This is a genomic window from Symmachiella macrocystis (assembly GCF_007860075.1).
GTDB lineage: Bacteria > Planctomycetota > Planctomycetia > Planctomycetales > Planctomycetaceae > Symmachiella > Symmachiella macrocystis.
Genome location: NZ_SJPP01000001.1, coordinates 1,417,788 through 1,435,542 on the forward strand (window position 1 = coordinate 1,417,788; position 17,755 = coordinate 1,435,542).

Consider the following 17,755-nt stretch of genomic DNA (forward strand, 5'->3'; position numbering starts at 1 on the left):
TAAACGGCGGGGCTCATACCCGCTTGCGGCGGGAAAAGTCCCGTAAACGGGACTTGTAGGTTGGTGACTGCTTTACTTTTTGTCTTCCGGCTTTTTATCGTCCGACTTTTTTTCCTCAGGTTTCTTCTCGTCCGGCTTCTTTTCTTCGGGTTTTTTCTCCGGCTCTTTTTTCTCAGGTGCTTTTTTCTCTTCGGGCTTCTTGTCTTTGTCCTTCTTGTCTTTCTTCTCTTTCGGCTTGGCTTCGCCTTCTTTCGGCTCTTCCTTCTTCTCTTCGACTTTGATGACCAACTCGACACCGCGGTTGATTTTTAGTTCCGGCAGCGCGGTTTGCAGCGAGGCGGCTCCGGCGTCGGTGACTTTGGTTTCCCACAGGTACAACTTTTTGAGCTTTTTCAACTCCTTGAGTTGTTCCAGCCCCGCATCGGTGACGGCAGTTCCGTAGAGATTCAGGTATTCCAGATTCACCAGTCCTTTGATGTGCGGAAGACCGGCGTCGGTGATTGCTGTTTTTTCCAAATGCAGCCGTGTCAGGCCGGTCAGTTTGGAGAGCTGCGCCAATCCGGCGTCGGTGATTTTTGTGCCCCGCAGGTTCAAGTGCACCAGCTTTTGAACGTTCGGCAGCGGCGCCAACGACTCATCGGTCGCTTTTTCTCCGATCAAGTGATAGGCAATTTCCAACCGGTCATCGTCCTGGGCCAGTTCCATCACGTGGCCGCCCATTTTTTTGATCTCGGCGACCGCCTGTTTTGATTTTTCCGCCGCTTGAGGATCCTCCTCCGCCGTGGCGACCTGCCCGCCCAAAAAACCAATCAACAGCATTCCCGTCAATGTGTATCGACTCATTGCAAACGTTCCTCCCGCAAACAGACGCGTTATGTGTACAAGCCACGCGTGCTTTGTGGCTCCCTTGAGTATAACAATGCCATCGGCCCCTGACAAAATGTCCGGCAAACCTTATTGCAGTTTGCCACGCCCCAAAATCGGCCAAACGGTCTCCAGTTGATTCTTGCGGAAACCGAAGAATTCGTCGTGCAGGACGGTTGTGAAATCGCCGTAACCCACGACCAATTCGACTTTATCGCCAATTTGTAGCCCCTGTGACTTGGTACCGAGTTTCAATTCACAATGCTCGGCGCTGAGCCGCACGACCTCCGCATCATGATCTCCGGCGAGCACCGGCATGTGAACGTCGGGGTTCATCGTCTTGCGGCCGCAGTCTAAGACGGCGCGATCCAATTGTGGACGGCTGACCACTGTGGCTAACACCGTCAACGCATACTCCAGGTCCTTCACCTGGCAGGTATTGCGGTAAAACGGATCCATAAAGATCCCGCCTCCCGCTTGCAGTTCCGTGATGCCCGGACACTGCGCGGTGATGTGAAACGACCCGGTGCCGCCCGCGCTGACGATGTCACAGGCGATCCCGGCGGCGCGAATCGATTCGGCGCAACCGACCAGCACTTTCATCGCCGTGCGAATTTTTTCTTCCTTCTCAGACAAGTCTGAAATCGTGAGCAGATGTCCTTCGTAGCCCATAATTCCGGCCAGTTCGACTCCTTCGAGCTTGTCGATTGCTTGCGCTAATGCCAGCGTATCGCTGCCTGGGCGAATCCCGACGCGATCCAGACCGATATTGACCTCAATCAGCACGCGGACCGTGACTCCTCGCCGCCGACAGACCGCAGCCAACGGTTCGACTTGCGCATAATGATCGCAAGCGACAATCGGATCGGCCCAGCGACGCATGGCGGCGATCCGTTCGAGTTTGCGTTCGCCAACCACCATATTGGCAATCAAAATATCCCGCACGCCCCCCTGGGCCATGACCTCAGCTTCGGACGTTTTCGGGCAGGTCGTGCCGATTGCGCCTGCTTCGATTTGACGCATGGCAATCGCCGGCGTTTTATGGCATTTCGAATGCGGTCGCCAATCCACGCCATGCTCGCGGCAATAGCGGGCCATCTTCTCGATGTTGGACTCCATCACATCCAAGTCGATACAGAGCACCGGGGTGTCGAGAGAGAATTTGTCAGCACCGAAAATATGTTGGGACACGTCTGTTTCCTCGGGTTGGATATCGGGGTGGGCACAATTTCAGGATGGGTCGTGGGTGTCAGTTGCCTCGATCGTAGCGACGCCCCCTGAGATGTCACAAGTCACTCGGCTTCAAACGGGACGCCGGAAATCCGTGCAACTTTGCGTAAGTCCTCAACAACGGGCAAGACCAACGGGATGCCTTGTTCCCTCCGTTCTGCCTCTGCTGCGCGCTCCGGGTCGCCGGGTATCAACACGCCGTCGCTGCCGGGCGCCGGTTTGGTCGCTCGAAAGGTGCGAATCCAATCATCGATCCGCGTTTTGAACTCGGCCGGATCCATGAACCCGGCAATCTGCATCGCCCCAAAGAAATGCCCCAGCCCCTTGCCGACGGTCCGCTCCCGCTCAGCGACTCGGTGCCGCATCACAAATTGCGGCGCAAATGGCCCCCAATTCGCGCCTCCCAACACGCCGGTCAGAATGTCGACCATCGCCGACAGGCAATACCCTTTGTGTCCGCCCCGATCTCGGTTCGAACCCACCGGCAACAATGCCCCGCCCTCCATCATCGCCGCCGGGGACGTGGTCTCCACTCCTGTTTCGTCGATCGCCCAACCGAGCGGCAATTCCTGTTGCTTGCGGTCAGCCATTTCGATTTTTCCGAAGGCGACGGCACTGGTGGCCAGATCAATGACAATCGGTGGTTCTTCGTCGCCGGGAAACGCAATCGCGATCGGGTTGGTCCCCAACATCCGCTCCGCTCCCCACAACGGGGCAACCATCCGCGAGCTATTGGTCATCGCCCAGCCGATCAAATCCCGCTCAAGCGCCTGCAGCGGATAATAACCGGCGATGCCAAAATGATTGGTGTGGCTGACCGTCACCCAGCCACTGCCAACCGCTTCGGCTTTTTCCATGGCAATTTCATTCGCCCGCGGCCCAATCACCAGTCCCAAACCGTTGTCGGCATCGATGGCAGCGGTGCTGGGGGTCTCGCGGAGGATCTTCAAATTCGGCCGCGGATTGATCAAACCCTCTTTGAGCAGTTCGACATAGGCCAACAGCCGCGCCACGCCATGCGACTCAATCCCCCGCAAATCACTCGCCGACAGCACCAGCGCCGCCTGCTGCGCATCGGCCTGTGGGATGCCGAACTGCACGAAAACCTTCGCGGTAAAGTCTTCGAGGTACTCGTGCGAAAACGTGCACGTTTGAGGTTTTTCTGCCATGCCAACCAACTTCTAGGTTCAGTTCAAAACCGCGCTGCCAGTTTCTCCGTAATCATCGCTCCAATATTCAGCGACGCTGTTGCCGCCGGCGAGGGGGCGTTGCCGATGTTGATGACCCGCTCGGTTTCATCGATCAGAAAATCATCCACCATACTGCCGTCGCGGGACACGGCTTGCGCGCGGACGCCGGCGGGGGCGGTTACCAGATGCTCGCTGCGAATGTCCGGCACAAGCCGCTGCAGGGCTTTGACAAATGCGGCTTTGCTGCACGACCGCCACATTTCTCCCGCACCGACCCGCCAATACTTCAGCGCCAATTTTACGAAACCCGGATACGTCAGCGACTCCAGCAGATCATACGGGTTGACGTTCGTTTTACGATACCCCTCGCGAGCAAAGGCCAACACGGCGTTGGGGCCGCACTCGACTCCCCCTTCGATCATCCGCGTAAAATGCACACCCAAAAATGGAAAGCTGGGGTCGGGGACTGGGTAGATCAACGTCTTGCACAAGTGATGCGCCTCGGGCTTGAGTTCATAATACTCGCCACGAAACGGCACGATTTGCGCCGACGGTTTTTGACCTCCCAACTTAGCGACACGGTCACACTGCAGGCCTGCACAATTGACGAGATACTGCGCCTCCCATTCCCCGGCTGTGCTGGCGACCACCACCCGTTGGCCGCCCGGAGTGATCGACGTGACCCGTGCATCGGTCTGCACGCATCCGCCCCGCTCGACGATAATCTCTGCCAACCGTCGGCAAACTTGGCGATAATTGACAATGCCCGCTTCGGGAACATGAATCGCTTGGACGCCAGCAGCGTGTGGCTCGAGTTCATGTAACCGCTCGCGGCCGATGATTTCGCAATTGACGCCGTTAGCTTGGCCGCGTTCGTAAATCCGCTCCAGCGCCGGCAACTCCGACTCATCGAGCGCCACGATCACCTTGCCGCAGATGTCGTAGTCGATTCCCTGGGTCTCACAGAATGACTGCATGGCCAGTTTCCCGGCACGGCAGTTGGTCGCCTTAAGTGAACCCGGTTTGTAGTAGATACCGGTATGCAACACCCCGGAGTTGTGCCCCGTTTGATGTTCGGCGACGGCGGGTTCTTTTTCCAACACCGTGATCTTCAGGTCGGGGAATTGCTCACCCAGACGATGAGCGGTCGCCAACCCGACGATCCCCCCTCCGATAATTGCGACGTCGGTTTGTTGCATCTGCAGTTGGTCTATCCAGGTGATGTTCGCGTCAGATTACCACTCGTCTCACTCGTTCCCAAACTCTGTTTGGGAACGCACTGTAGCGAAGCTCTGCTTCGCATTCCGTTTCAAAGCTCCCTCGGCATTCTACAAGTCACGGACCGAAGCAGAGCTTCGGGATTCAGGGTTCCCAAACAGAGTTTGGGAACCAGTGAGCATAATTCTAAGGCCTACAGTCTAAAGCCTACAGCCTTCTCACTCCGTGCCTCCGTGCTGATCTGCCCCTTCCGCCACGGCAGCGCGGACACGGTCGCATTCTTCCGGCGGTGTGGTACAGACGTCACAGATCGAACGGCCGCCTTCATCCATTGCGTTGTTCAGCCCACCGCAGGAACCTTTGATTCGGCGACCGCTTATCATCACGCCAATCGACATGCCGATCAGTGCCAAACCGAAGGCGGTCAGCGCAACCAAAAACAAGGTCATCCGTGATGTTTCCGCCGGAGCCGCCGCAGGGTCTCGAAACAAAGCCTCGATCTTTGCGTTTGCAACCTGACGGAATTGATCGTTCTCTTCGCGGACAATCAGCATCGCCGGCAAATTGTGTTGGCCTGCCAATTCCATGCCCCGCTCAGGTCCTAAAACCATCACAGCGGTCGCCCAGGCATCGGCCGTCATACAGTCGTCGGCCAAGACCGTGGCCGAAGCTAGTGTCGATTCAATCGGCCGGCCGGTTTGGGGGTTGATCGTGTGTGAATAGACCTTGCCGTCTTGCTGGTAGAAATTGCGATAGTCCCCCGATGTCGCCATTCCGCGCTCGCCGGGAGCGACCACGCGATAGACTTCGTGCAACAGTCCTGCTTGCGGGGCTTCGATGGCAATGTTCCAATCGCGGCCACTTGCATTTTTCCCGCGTGTGCGGACTTCCCCGCCAATTTCGACGAGAAACCGCTCGACTCCCGCGTCACGCATCAACTGGGCCATGCGGTCCACGCCGTATCCCTTGGCGATGGCGGAGAGGTTCACCGAAACGTCGGCTCTTGTTTTGCGCAAAGCCGGTGGGCTGCTGCGGACTTCTAATTGGGTATAACCGCACCGAGCGCGGGCCGCGTCGATTTGTTCCTGGGTGGGAACCTTCTCCGGCCGACCGTTGCTGTCAAAACCCCACAACTGCACCAACGGCCCGACGGTTACATCAAACGCGCCGCCGGTCTGTTCGCTGATCTGCTGCGCTGCGGCAACAACTTTGGCCAATTCCGGGGATACCGGAACCCATTCGGTCGTCTGAGCAGCGTTGAATCGAGACAACTCCGAGTCGGGCCGCCACGTCGACATTTGATTGTTCACGGTCTCCAACGCGGCATCGACGGAGGTCTGCAGAGCGGCAGCGTCTAATTCCGGCGGCGGGTCGGCGATGGTGAGGGAGTATGTCGTCCCCATCGTCTCACCGTTCAGCGAGAGCGACTCGACGGTCGGTGCCCCGCATCCCCCGATTGCAATAATCGCCGCCCAACTGAGTAACCAGCTGACAAGACGCTGCTCGGGGAAATGTTGGTTAGCCACGGATGCACACGAATGGGTTGATATTTAGTAGTGTCACCACTGCTATTGGTTCTTCACGCGTTCCCAAATTCCATTTGGGAACGCACCTTGGCGAAGCTCCGCTTCGCTCACCCCCCAGAGCTATCGACGATTCGCGTGCCATGCTGAAGCAGAGCTTCGGTGAGATCGGTTCCCCAACGGAGTTTGGGAACCAAGTCACACGTGGGTTAGGGGCTTGTCGCTAAAAACCTCAACCCCCGAAGTCGTCGTACAGGATGTTTTCTTTTTCGACGCCCAGGTCGTCCAATAACTTAAAGATCGCTGCGTTCATCATGGGGGGACCGCAGATGTAGTATTCGCAATCTTCCGGAGCGGGATGATCTTTGAGGTAGTTTTCGTAGAGCACTTGATGAATGAAGCCGGTGTAGCCGGTCCAATTGTCTTCCGGCAACGGCTCGGAGAGGGCGGCGTGCCACTCGAAGTTGTCGTTCTCGCGCGCCAGCATGTCGAAATCTTCGACGTAGAACATTTCCCGCAAACTGCGGGCACCGTACCAGAAGCTGACTTTGCGTTTGGTATGCACACGTTTGAACAGGTCAAACAGATGCGACCGCATAGGAGCCATACCAGCTCCCCCACCAATGAAGACCATTTCGGCGTCGGTCTCCTTGGCAAAAAACTCGCCGAAGGGACCCGAGATGGTGACTTCATCACCCGGTTTCAGGTTGAAGATGTAGGAGGACATTTTCCCCGGCGGCGTCCCTTCCGGAGCGCGGGGCGGCGGGCTGGCAACCCGCACGTTGAGCATGATGATCCCTTTTTCTTCGGGATAGTTGGCCATGGAGTAGGCCCGTGTGACAGTCTCGTCGACAGACGACTCAAATCGCCACAGGTTGAATTTGTCCCAGTCCGGACGATATTCCTCTTCGACGTCGAATTCGCTGTATTTCAGATGGTGCGGCGGGCATTCGATTTGGATATAGCCACCGGCGCGAAAGCCCACGTCCTCGCCTTCGGGAAGTTCCAGGACCAATTCCTTGATGAAGGTGGCCACGTTTTCGTTGCTGCGGACTTTGCACCGCCATTGTTTCACGCCGAAGACTTCGGTGGGGACTTCGATTTTCATGTCCCGTTTGACGGCAACCTGACAGCTCAACCGGCAACCTTCGGCCGCTTCGCGTTTGGTGATGTGCGATTCTTCGGTTTTGAGGATATCGCCGCCGCCCGATTCAATATGCACTTTACACTGCGCGCAGGTGCCACCGCCACCGCAGGCCGAAGATACAAAAATCTTGCTGTCGGCCAGGACATTGAGCAGTTTTCCGCCGGCAGGAACCGACAAGGTGCGTTCGTTGTTGACGACAATGTCGACATTGCCGCTGGCGACCAGCCCTTTACGGGCAATAAGAATAATGAGGACCAGCGCCAAGACAATGGCAGTGAACATGCCGACGCCGTAGAGAATTGTCATATCCATGAGTTCGGTCCGTTTAGCTCGCAGTGGCGAGCGGCGTGTGTTGCTGCTTGTTGCGTACAAACCACTGCCGTAATTCCCGCCGTGCGAAACCGGCGGTTTGAGTTCGCCATTTGCCGTTAAATTTTAAATTCCTGAAAACGCCATAAACGCCATTGCCATCAGTCCCGCGGTAATGAAGGTGATTCCCAGACCGCGCAGTCCGTGCGGGATATCGCTGTATTTGAGTTTTTCGCGAATGCCAGCCAATGCCAAAATCGCGATTGCCCAGCCTGTTCCGGAACCGAAGCCGAACACCACGCTTTGAGGGAAATTATAGTCCCGTTCGACCATAAACAACGAGCCGCCCAAAATGGCGCAGTTCACAGTAATCAGCGGAAGAAAGATTCCCAGGGCATTATAGAGCGCGGGCATAAAGCGATCGAGAAGCATTTCCAGGATTTGCACCATAGCGGCAATGACGCCGATGTAACTGATTAATCCTAAAAACGTTAGGTCGACATCTTCCAAACCAGAGATACCCGTCCAGGTGAGAGCACCTGGTTTGAGTAGATAGGTGAGGATCAAATTGTTGGCCGGGACGGTAATGGTCTGGATGGCGACGACCGCCATGCTCAGTCCCCACGCGGTTTTGACATCTTTCGAAACAGCAAGAAACGTGCACATCCCCAGGAAGAAGGAGAGTGCCAAGTTTTCGGTAAATGCCGACCTCAGTAAAAGGCTAATATAGTCCATCGCGGATCTACGCCTCCTCGTTCTGGCTGGGATCCCAAGTCCGGACCGCCCAAATAAATAACCCGATTAAAAAGAACGCGCTGGGGGACAATAGCATCAAGCCATTGGCTGGATACCAGCCCCCGTCGGTCGTCTTCGCCAAAATCGTATACCCGAACAACGAACCGGAGCCGAACAACTCGCGAAATGCGCCGACGAATAGGAGGATCACGCTGTACCCAAGACCATTCCCGACCCCGTCCAGAAAACTGGTCCAGGGCGTATGGCTCATGGCAAACCCCTCCGCACGCCCCATCACGATGCAATTCGTGATGATCAGCCCCACGAAAACCGAAAGGGCTTTGCTTGTGCCGTAAGCATAGGCCTGCAAAAACTGATCCACGACGATCACCAACGAAGCAATGATCGTCATCTGCACGATAATGCGAATGGCTGAAGGGATATAGTTGCGGATCATGCTCACGGCGGTGTTGGAGCAGGCGGTAACGAAAATCACTGCCAAGCACATCGTGACTGTGGTTTTGAGATTCGTCGTGACCGCTAGTGCCGAACAAATCCCCAGGACCAATTTACCGATTGGATTTTTCTTAAACAGCGGATCGAACAGGATGTCTTTGGTTTTACTTGCCATCGTTTCCTCCGCCCGACTTCATTTTTTCGAGGTACGGTCCAAACCCATCGGGACCCAGCCAGTAGTCAATCAGATTTGTCACACCCCGTGAGGTGATTGTAGCCCCCGACAAGCCGTCGATTTGGAAGGCGGCTTCGGGACTGCTGGGATCAACCGTTCCTTTGATTAGGTGCAGCGCGATATGCCCATCATCGTCGTAGGCCAGCTTGCCTTCCCATTGTTCTTTCCACTTGGGATTGTCGACTTCGCCTCCCAGTCCGGGGGTTTCTCCATGTTGATAAAACCCCAGTCCCTGGACTGTCCGCAAATCACCTTCAAACGCCAAAAACCCATACATCGTCGACCACAAACCCTTGGTATAGACCGGCAAAATTAGCGTTTTCAGTTTGCCATCTTGATTCAACAAATAGACGGCCGACAGCTTTTCCCGTCGTTTCAGACTCGCGACATCTTCTTCGGGAGGGATGGGAACGCTTTGCTCCGGGTCGTCAGCCGCATCGCGTTGGTCGAATGAATCGACGTCAATATCAGTGACATATTCCCCGGTTTCGAGGTTCACAATTTTGGTTTCGATTTGCTTGAAAAGCTCGTCGATTTTTGCGCCGTCACTGGCCTCATCAGCACCAAGCAATCCGGCAACACGGAGAATATTGGATTTGCGGTCCAATTCTTTATTGCGTTCTTGTCGCGGCTGCAAAATGACGGCGGCCGTGGAGACGATCGCCGAACAGACGACGCACAACACCGTAGCAACCAAAAACGTAAACACGAATGAGTTACGCTGCATGGCGGAGAGCCCTCCTTTTGATCGTCAGTTGAACGACGCAAAAGTCGATCAACGGTGCGAACACGTTGCCGAACAAAATCGCCAGCATGATGCCCTCGGGAAAGGCGGGATTGAGCACGCGAATCAAGATGGTCATAAATCCAATCAGTGCGCCGTAGAAGTATTTGCCCATTTCGGTCATGGATGCCGAAACCGGATCGGTTGCCATAAAGACCAGTCCAAACGCCAGCCCGCCGACAACGAGATGCCAATGCGGCGGCATGGTGAGCATTTTGTTGGTGGGATCCTCACCAGCGAACGCCCAGAGCAATGCCGAAAATACCAGCGAGCTGACCAGCACGCTGACCATGATTCGCCAGGAACCGACACCGGTGGCAATCAAAATCGCCGCCCCGATCAGACAGCACAATACAGAGGTTTCCCCCATCGAGCCTTGCATCGTCCCCAAAAATGCGGACGACCAAGAAACATTCAAAGCTTGCATGCCGTCAGTCTGCACGACCCCCAACGGGGTCGCCCCGCTGAAACCATCAACGGCCGTCCAAATCGTACTGCCGGTCATATCGGTGGCATAAGCGAAGTACAAAAATGCCCGAGCGGCTAAAGCGGGATTCAAAAAGTTCTTGCCCGTGCCGCCAAAAACTTCTTTGGCGAATATCACAGCAAAGGTAATCCCCACCGCGACTTGCCACAGCGGAATCGTGGGAGGCAACGTCAATGGAAACAAAATGCCGGTAACCAGAAAGCCTTCGTTGATTTCATGCTTACGAATCGTGGCAAACAGCATTTCCCAAAAGCCGCCCACCGCGAAACAAACGATGAGCACCGGGAGAAAATAGAGCGCGCCATGCACAAAGTCGGCAACGATATTCTCCGGGTGATAACCAACGCCCAGGGCGTCGATCACGCTGCCCCGCCAACCAGCCGTGGACTCGATGCCCTGGTCCATCATGTAGGCATTGGCTTGATAGCCGGTGTTGTACATGGCCATCAGCATGCAGGGCACCAACGCAAATGCGACCGTGCCAAGCATACGCTTTAGGTCCATGCCGTCACGAACATGCGTTCGCCCGTGCGTGATTTCGCCCGGCGTATACAAAAACGTGTCCGCTGCTTCATAGAGCGGAAACCATTTTTCAAATTTGCCCCCTTTGTCAAACAGGGGATGCAAACGATCTAGAAAACGTCGCAAGGGCTTCATCTGTTATCCGAATTTCTCGATCTGTGTCAGGTTTTCACGCAGGATCGGCCCATAGTCATATTTGCCAGGACAGACAAACGTGCACAAGGCGACGTCTTCTTCATCCAACTCCAAACAACCCAGAGCTTGCGCCTGATCGGTATCACCGACGATCAAGGCCCGTAGCAAAAAGGTTGGCTCCGTATCGAGCGGCAACACTTCCTCATACATGCCAATTGGGATCATGGCCCGTTTGCTGCCTTCGGTGGACGTGCTAAATGCGAACTTCTTCGACCGGTCCATGGCTGAAGCGAACACATTCTTAATACTAAACTTGTCAAACCCCGGTTTTTGCCAGCCCAGAAATTCGCGCTGGTTGCCTTCTGGCAGCGCCGAGACTTGCAGGTGAAATCGCCCCAAATAGTCAAACGGCTCCTGCGCCGCACGGCCATTGAGCACCGAACCGGAAATCACACGATTTTCGCCGTCCACCAACTCGCCCGCTGTCAAATCCGTAAGATTGGCGCCCAATCGCGTTCGCAACAACCGCGGCTGCTTGACCGCCGGGCCGGCCAGTGAAATCACTCGTTCCAGCGGCAAACGGCCGGTCACAAACAACTTGCCAATGGCAGCCACATCCTGATAGCCCAGATGCCACACCGTTTTCTGTGGGTTGACCGGATCGAGCATGTGAATGTGCGTGCCGACGAGGCCAGCCGGATGCGGCCCGCGGAATTCCGTGACTTCGACGCCGCTCACGCCGTCGGTCGGAATTGCTGATCCGGGGGACTTGCTTAAAAAGACCTTGCCGTCGGTCAGTTTTTCCACCAGTGCCAGACCGTGACGAAAATCTCCTTCTTGACCCTGCAGGGCCACAACGGGATCTGCGGCCAAAGGATTCGTATCCATGGCGTTGACGAAAATCGCGTGCGGAACCGATTGTGGCGAAGGGACCTTGCTATAAGGCCGTGTTCGCAATGCCGTCCACAGGCCCGAAGCCAGCAGGTTTTCGATCACTTTTTCGCGGCTCAGCCCAGCGATATCACCATCGCTGTAGGAGGCGAATTCCACATGGTCGTCGCCGGAGAGTTCGATCACCAGCGATTGAAAGACCCGTTTTTCACCTCGATTGAGGGCGACAACTTTTCCGCAACCTGGGGACGTGTATTGCACACCCTCGGTTTTTTTATCGGAGAACAGGACCTGCCCGACCTTCACTGAGTCGCCTTCTTCAACGTGCATCGTTGGCTTCATACCAACGTAGTCATCGCCGATCAGTGCCACAGATCGCACCACTGGACCGGATTGCACTTCCTGCACGGGATCACCGGAAATCGGAAGGTTCAGGCCCTTCTTAATTCTGATCATCTCAACCGAGCAATTCTATATGGAGAGTAAGGAGCGTGAGTAAATACAAAAAACGCGGCGATTGCCCGGCAACCGTTAAGAAAACCTGTGAACGCGAGAGTCCGCAGTCACTGGCGATCGGAGTGGGCTGTTGCGGATTCGGGACGATTGCCGCCGCGAAACATAGCCTGCCGGGCTATTTTTAACGCATGCATGCCAGCCGTCAATCGTCACAACCAAGTTCCCGACCCGCGATGCATTCTAGCCCTCCCCCAATGCTGTTTTCCAGCAGCCCTGAAAGGGAATACCGACCTTTCCCAGAATTGAGAAATAACAGGCTGCTAAAAGGAGCGTGTTGGGAGTTACCGCCAAGGCTGGGAGGGTTTGCAAACAGAATATACAGAACGCCGCCCCACAAACTTCATCGCGCAGCGACCAACGGGAGCGGCTCACCCAACTCCGAGCGGAAGCTCGCACCTAGCGGCCGTGCCGCTGAAGCTTTTGCAGACGTTTGCCACCCACCTCGGCGACATAAAGATTCCCTGCCTGATCGATGGCGATTTGATGGCCGATGCCGAACTCCAGCGGGCCGCTGCCTTCCTGGCCCCACGACTTAACCACGCTGCCCGATTTGTCGAGTTGATGAACCTTGTCTCCGCTACAGGCAAACAGCACACCATATGTATTCAGCGCCACGCCGAAGGCCGTCTTCACAGGATAGGCTTTGAGGAATTTTCCGTTTCCATCAAAAACCTGCAGGCGATTGTTGTCGCGATCGGCGACGATCACCTGACCATCGGAATCGACGACCACTTGGTGCGGAGCATGGAACTGCCCCGGTTGTTCGCCCGCTTGGCCCCACGTTGCCAGAAATTTTCCCTCAGGGGAGAACTTCACCATCCGGCTGTTCCCGTAACCGTCTGCGACGTAGATCTCGCCCTGCGGGCCGATGGCGACGTCGGTCGGTTGATCGAATTGTGGCGGATCGCTGCCGGTACCCGGTTTGTCGATTTGCCCCAGGGCGAATAGTAGTTTGCCGTCGCCGTTGAATTTGTAAACCATATGATGCTCGGTGCAGGTCACCCACACGTGCCCTTGTTGATCGACTTTTAAGCCATGCCCGGTGGCCACGTAATCGTCGCCGAACGCGCGCAGAAACTTGCCGGATTTGTCGAAACTCAACACCGGTCGCTTGCCGCGATGCAGCAAAAAGATGCGGCCTTGTTTGTCGACACCGACGCCAGAACATTTGCCCAGTTCGATATCGTCGGGAACTTCAATCGCATCCAACACGGCGGTGAAATCAATTTGCGGTTCGTCAGCAACAGTCTGCGAGGAGATACAGGCAAAAATGGCAAACGCCGCAGCCGCTTTGAGGGTTGATCGGTAGAGATTCACGACAGCCATGCTCCTAAGCGGAATGAGAGAGGTCAATCTGTCGCCAGCCTACCACGAACGGCCAGAATCGGACAACCAGCCGCATTGATTCCCGTAGCACGGCGCAGGACAATGGATGCTTGATCCGTTGTATTACTTAACAAGACCACACATGACTGCCACTCCGATTTATCTGGACAACCATGCCACCACGCGCGTCGACCCCCGCGTGCTGGATGCGATGTTGCCGTATTTTTCCGAAATTTACGGAAACGCCGCCAGCATCAGCCATCGTTTTGGTTGGGATGCCGGTGACGCCGTTGAAGCGGCGCGGGGCAAGATTGCCGAGCTGTTCCATACTGACGCGCGGAACGTGATTTTCACCAGCGGCGCCACCGAAGCGAACAACCTCGCTTTGAAAGGGGTCCTGCACGCTGCTGTGCCAGGAAGCCATTTGATCACCGCCGCCGCTGAACACAAAGCGGTGCTCGATCCGGCCAAACGCCTCTCTCGTAGCGGCTACGAAGTGACGGTACTACCCGTCGATCAACATGGCATGGTCGATCCGCAACAGATCGCCGAGTCTCTGCGCCCCAACACGGTGCTTGTTTCGATCATGTCAGCCAATAACGAAGTGGGAACGCTCAACGACATCGCTGAAATCGCCGCCTTGTGTCGCCAACGCGGAGTCCACTTCCACACCGATGCGGCCCAGAGCGCGGGCAAGATTCCGCTCGACCTGTCGACGACACCGATCGATTTGCTGAGTCTGTCGGGACACAAAATCTACGGGCCCAAGGGCATCGGCATATTGTTCGTGCGGCATGGTTCTCCGCGGATCAAGCTGGAACCGCAACTCGATGGCGGTGGCCATGAGCGGCACCTGCGTAGCGGCACTTTGCCGGTTCCATTGATCGTCGGGCTGGGCGCAGCTTGTGAACTGTGCGGTGAAACGATGGTCGACGAAGCGGCGCGGCTGTTGGAATTGCGAGAGCGATTGTGGACGGGATTGCAAGACCGCCTCGACGGGCTCACCTTAAACGGTCATCCACAAAAACGCTTGCCGGGCAATCTCAATGTAAGCTTCGACGCCGTGGAGGGTGATGCGCTGATGAATAGCATGCGGGATATCGCCGTCAGTTCCGGATCGGCCTGCACGTCCGCCGACCCGCAACCGAGCCACGTCTTGAGGGCGATGGGAGTCAGCGACGCACTCACGCGCGCCAGTTTGCGATTTGGTTTGGGACGATTCAATACGACCGTAGAAATCGACCGTGCCCTTGAGGTTGTCGTTACGGCAGTCCGTGGACTGCGCGGATGACCGTCCGTTACGTTTTTCGCAGCACGAAGATGACGTCCTCGCTATGCCCCTTGACCTTGATGGGCGCGTTGATGTCGAGGTCGAAATCGAATGTCTCCAACAACTCCAGCTCCGGCACGCGGGTCAGAAGTTGGCGAAATTGGCGGGCTGTATACATTCGAAAAGGCATTTCGTCAACGAGCCGTAAGCGCCGTTTGGGGGTCGTGACGTCGAGCGTCATGCCGACCATTTCGACGCGTGCTTTGCTGTCGACCGACATGGTCCACAACCGCGATTGCACCCCAACATTTCCCCGCCGGGCGGCATAGCATTCGTCGTCGCAGATGCGATGATTCGTGGGGGTCAGGTGCAGGCCCAACAGATAAATGCCCCCCTTACGCAAGGCGCGGGCGATGCATTGCATATGCGCCGTGGCTGCATTTTCGTCGGGCAAATGCCGGAAACTGTTGATCAAATTGAAGGCAGCATCCGCTTTGCGGGGCAAGCGAAAATCGGCCATGTCCCCCACGACGGCGGTCGGTTCAAAACCCCGTCGCCCCAGTCGCCGATTACAAAACTCGACCGCCTTGGGATTCAGGTCGTTGCCGGAAACCTCGTAACCCGCCTGCGCCAGTTTGATCAACAACCGCCCGGTGCCGCACGCCGGTTCAAACACGCGCCGCACCGTGCCACTGGCATACTTGTCGAAACAAGCCTCAAGAAAGGCGATTTCCTTCCGCCAATCGGCCGCGAAGATGATGTCGTAATAGGTGGGATAGTCGTAGACCTTCCCATGAATAACTTCCGCCATAGTCACCCAACCTCATTCCATCCCTGAATTTTCGACTCCCGCTTCCGCCGCTTAATTGCGTTAAACCCCAGCCTTCTTCACCTGTTCCATTACCGGACGCAGCGCCGCTAACACCTTTTGCCGTGCGTCGCTGATCGGCCCCGGCAGTATCGTGCCGGCTGCTTGTTGGTGCCCGCCACCACCAAATTGTTCCGCCACAGCTGCCACGTTGATTCCAACACGACTACGAAAACTGCATTTCACCTGCCGGTTACTTTGTTCGATTAAAATGAACGCAGCCTGTGACCCAGCAATCCGCATGCACTCATTCACCAGATCTTCCGTATCGGGGGGGACGGCGCCGGTCTCCGCATAGTCGTCCCAGCGGATGTAGGTATGCGTCAGGAGCCCATCGAATTCCGGCGTAATCCGTTGCAGCGACCGCCCCGCCAAACGCATGCGGGCTAGGGAATACTGTTCATAAAGTTGTTCATACAGCGCAGCGGGGTTTGCTCCCAATTCCATGAGTGCGGCACCGACGCGCATCGTGTTTACCGTTGTTGAGGGAAAACGAAACCAACCCGTATCGGTCACCATTGCGCAATATAAGGCCGTCGCAGCAATCGCATCGACTGTGTACCCCAAGGCGACCGCTAATTCGTAAACCATTTCACCCGTCGCGGCGGCAGCGGTGTTTTTGAACACGATCGCGCCCAAATCGTCGCTGCTCACATGGTGATCGATGACCACCTTGACGGCTGAGGTCTTGCCCAGGATTTTGCCCATATCCTGCAACTGGCCCCAGGCACTGGTATCGAGAATGATGTGCACATCGGTATCGAGAGCTTCTTCGGCCGTCGCTGCCTTTCCGAGCTGGCAGATCCAACCTTCGGTATCAATAAAACCCAATCGCGGCGGCGTGGGCGATTGATTGACGATTTTCACCTGCTTGCCCAACGCGACCAGAATGCGAGCCATGCCGATTTCCGAGCCGAGTGCATCGGCGTCGGGGCGTACGTGGCTGGTCAGCACAAATCGCTGATGGTCGTTAATAATCTTGCCCAGCGGCTCCCAGTCGATCGTCATTCGCTTTTCCAATTGGTATTGCCGGTGAACAAAATTTGCAGATGGCGTCGCACCCTCAACAATTAGACTTCGTCGGAGGGGCGCGCCGTTTCCTGTATCGCTGCCGAGGCCAATGTACGGGCCTGTGCGATATCCAGCGCCAGTTGCTCTTTTAGTGGATCGATGCCTGCAAAGGAAGTCGTGGCCCGCAACCGTTCCACAAATTCCACACCCAACGATTGGCCATACAAGTCGCCGGTAAAGTCGATCAAGTGCACCTCTAACTTGCGTTGCATTTCGCCAAATGTGGGGTTCGGCCCCACGTTGACCGCCGCCGGCCAGCGTTGATCTCCCACGATGCCGATCGCCGCATACACCCCATCACAGGGGATGACCGTGGGAATCGATTCCAAATTCGCCGTCGGAAAACCAAGTTGCGCGCCGCGCATCGCCCCGCGGGAAACCGTACCTTGAATGCGGTACCGATGCCCCAACAATTCCGCCGCTTTACAAACGTGTCCCGTAGCGATCAGGCCGCGAATGGCTGTGGAAGAGACCATACGGCCGCCCAGACCGACCGGTTGCACAATCTTCAGATCGAGTCCCGCTTCGTCGCAAAACTCGTGTAACTTGTGAATATCCCCCGCTCGGTCCCGCCCGAAAAAGAAGTTCGGCCCCTCTACCATTCCACTGGCGGCGATCTCCTGGAGAATGATTCGCTCAAAGAATTCCCGCGGCGTCAGGTCCAACAATTCTTGATCGGTGGGGTAAACGATCATGCAATCGACCCCCAACTCTTCAATCAACTGCGCCTTACGCTGCACGGTACTGAGCGGCGGCGGCGTCGACCCGGGCCTCAACAGCGTGATCGGATGCGGGTCAAACGTAAACACAACCGAAGGCACCCCCCCACTCCGCGCCTTCTCCACCAAAGCGGAAATCATCCCCCGATGCCCACAATGCACACCATCGAAGTTGCCAATGGAAACAAATCCATGGCGATAGCAGTCAGGATTTTGGAAACCGTGTTGGAGTTGCATGGTTGGGGGAGGCTGTAGGTTT

Annotated in this window: 17 protein-coding genes; 2 read left to right on the top strand and 15 right to left on the bottom strand. The window is 56.2% G+C overall.

The genetic code is table 11. The features are described 5' to 3' along the window. Nucleotides 1–72: 72 nt before the first annotated feature. From CA54_RS05485 to CA54_RS05535, 11 genes are all read right to left on the bottom strand, one after another. Nucleotides 73–843, bottom strand: a complete 771-nt coding sequence (locus CA54_RS05485) for a hypothetical protein (protein ID WP_231962971.1) — start codon at nt 841–843, stop codon at nt 73–75. Between the two features lie 111 nt (nt 844–954). Continuing rightward, on the bottom strand, nt 955–2,055 hold the full coding sequence (locus CA54_RS05490) for a DSD1 family PLP-dependent enzyme (protein ID WP_146369828.1): 1,101 nt from the start codon (nt 2,053–2,055) through the stop codon (nt 955–957). A gap of 101 nt (nt 2,056–2,156) precedes the next feature. Further along, nucleotides 2,157–3,263 (bottom strand): Ldh family oxidoreductase, encoded by a 1,107-nt coding sequence (locus CA54_RS05495; RefSeq protein WP_146369829.1) that lies wholly within the window; start codon nt 3,261–3,263, stop codon nt 2,157–2,159. A 23-nt stretch (nt 3,264–3,286) separates the two neighbouring features. Beyond that, nucleotides 3,287–4,483 (bottom strand): L-2-hydroxyglutarate oxidase, encoded by a 1,197-nt coding sequence (gene lhgO / locus CA54_RS05500; protein WP_146369830.1) that lies wholly within the window; start codon nt 4,481–4,483, stop codon nt 3,287–3,289. Nucleotides 4,484–4,720: 237 nt separating this feature from the next. Further along, nucleotides 4,721–6,028 carry an FAD:protein FMN transferase gene (locus tag CA54_RS05505; protein ID WP_146369831.1) on the bottom strand — a complete coding sequence of 436 codons (1,308 nt, stop codon included), beginning with the start codon at nt 6,026–6,028 and terminating at the stop codon, nt 4,721–4,723. Nucleotides 6,029–6,257: 229 nt separating this feature from the next. After that, nucleotides 6,258–7,478 (bottom strand): NADH:ubiquinone reductase (Na(+)-transporting) subunit F, encoded by a 1,221-nt coding sequence (gene nqrF / locus CA54_RS05510; RefSeq protein WP_146372282.1) that lies wholly within the window; start codon nt 7,476–7,478, stop codon nt 6,258–6,260. Between the two features lie 129 nt (nt 7,479–7,607). Next, nucleotides 7,608–8,216 carry an NADH:ubiquinone reductase (Na(+)-transporting) subunit E gene (gene nqrE, locus CA54_RS05515; RefSeq protein ID WP_146369832.1) on the bottom strand — a complete coding sequence of 203 codons (609 nt, stop codon included), beginning with the start codon at nt 8,214–8,216 and terminating at the stop codon, nt 7,608–7,610. A gap of 7 nt (nt 8,217–8,223) precedes the next feature. Then, the gene (locus CA54_RS05520) at nt 8,224–8,847 is read right to left on the bottom strand and encodes an NADH:ubiquinone reductase (Na(+)-transporting) subunit D (protein WP_146369833.1); all 624 of its coding nucleotides are present in this window, start codon (nt 8,845–8,847) and stop codon (nt 8,224–8,226) included. Continuing rightward, the gene (locus CA54_RS05525) at nt 8,837–9,634 is read right to left on the bottom strand and encodes a Na(+)-translocating NADH-quinone reductase subunit C (RefSeq protein WP_146369834.1); all 798 of its coding nucleotides are present in this window, start codon (nt 9,632–9,634) and stop codon (nt 8,837–8,839) included. Before CA54_RS05525 ends, CA54_RS05520 begins: the two co-directional genes overlap by 11 nt. Beyond that, the gene (locus tag CA54_RS05530) at nt 9,624–10,835 is read right to left on the bottom strand and encodes an NADH:ubiquinone reductase (Na(+)-transporting) subunit B (RefSeq protein WP_146369835.1); all 1,212 of its coding nucleotides are present in this window, start codon (nt 10,833–10,835) and stop codon (nt 9,624–9,626) included. The genes CA54_RS05525 and CA54_RS05530 overlap by 11 nt, the downstream gene beginning before the upstream one ends. A 3-nt stretch (nt 10,836–10,838) precedes the next feature. After that, on the bottom strand, nt 10,839–12,182 hold the full coding sequence (locus CA54_RS05535) for a Na(+)-translocating NADH-quinone reductase subunit A (protein WP_146369836.1): 1,344 nt from the start codon (nt 12,180–12,182) through the stop codon (nt 10,839–10,841). A gap of 35 nt (nt 12,183–12,217) precedes the next feature. Here CA54_RS05535 and CA54_RS29160 point away from each other — a divergent pair, with 35 nt between their 5' ends. Beyond that, nucleotides 12,218–12,367 carry a hypothetical protein gene (locus CA54_RS29160; RefSeq protein WP_197532219.1) on the top strand — a complete coding sequence of 50 codons (150 nt, stop codon included), beginning with the start codon at nt 12,218–12,220 and terminating at the stop codon, nt 12,365–12,367. A 271-nt stretch (nt 12,368–12,638) separates the two neighbouring features. Here CA54_RS29160 and CA54_RS05540 read toward each other — a convergent pair whose 3' ends face one another. After that, nucleotides 12,639–13,559: a peptidyl-alpha-hydroxyglycine alpha-amidating lyase family protein gene (locus tag CA54_RS05540; RefSeq protein WP_197532220.1), complete on the bottom strand. Its 921-nt coding sequence runs from the start codon at nt 13,557–13,559 to the stop codon at nt 12,639–12,641. Nucleotides 13,560–13,710: 151 nt separating this feature from the next. On the opposite strand from CA54_RS05540, the gene CA54_RS05545 reads away from it, so the two are divergent. Beyond that, nucleotides 13,711–14,859 carry a cysteine desulfurase family protein gene (locus CA54_RS05545; protein ID WP_146369838.1) on the top strand — a complete coding sequence of 383 codons (1,149 nt, stop codon included), beginning with the start codon at nt 13,711–13,713 and terminating at the stop codon, nt 14,857–14,859. A 7-nt stretch (nt 14,860–14,866) separates the two neighbouring features. Here the strand turns inward: CA54_RS05545 and CA54_RS05550 are convergent, their stop codons facing one another. From CA54_RS05550 to CA54_RS05560, 3 genes are all read right to left on the bottom strand, one after another. Further along, nucleotides 14,867–15,649, bottom strand: a complete 783-nt coding sequence (locus CA54_RS05550; protein ID WP_146369839.1) for a class I SAM-dependent methyltransferase — start codon at nt 15,647–15,649, stop codon at nt 14,867–14,869. Between the two features lie 60 nt (nt 15,650–15,709). Next, nucleotides 15,710–16,714, bottom strand: coding sequence for a DHH family phosphoesterase (locus tag CA54_RS05555; RefSeq protein WP_146369840.1), 1,005 nt, complete (start codon nt 16,712–16,714; stop codon nt 15,710–15,712). A gap of 62 nt (nt 16,715–16,776) precedes the next feature. Next, entirely contained in the window at nt 16,777–17,733 is a 957-nt protein-coding gene (locus CA54_RS05560; RefSeq protein WP_146369841.1) for a bifunctional riboflavin kinase/FAD synthetase, read from the bottom strand. Between the last annotated feature and the right edge of the window lie 22 nt (nt 17,734–17,755).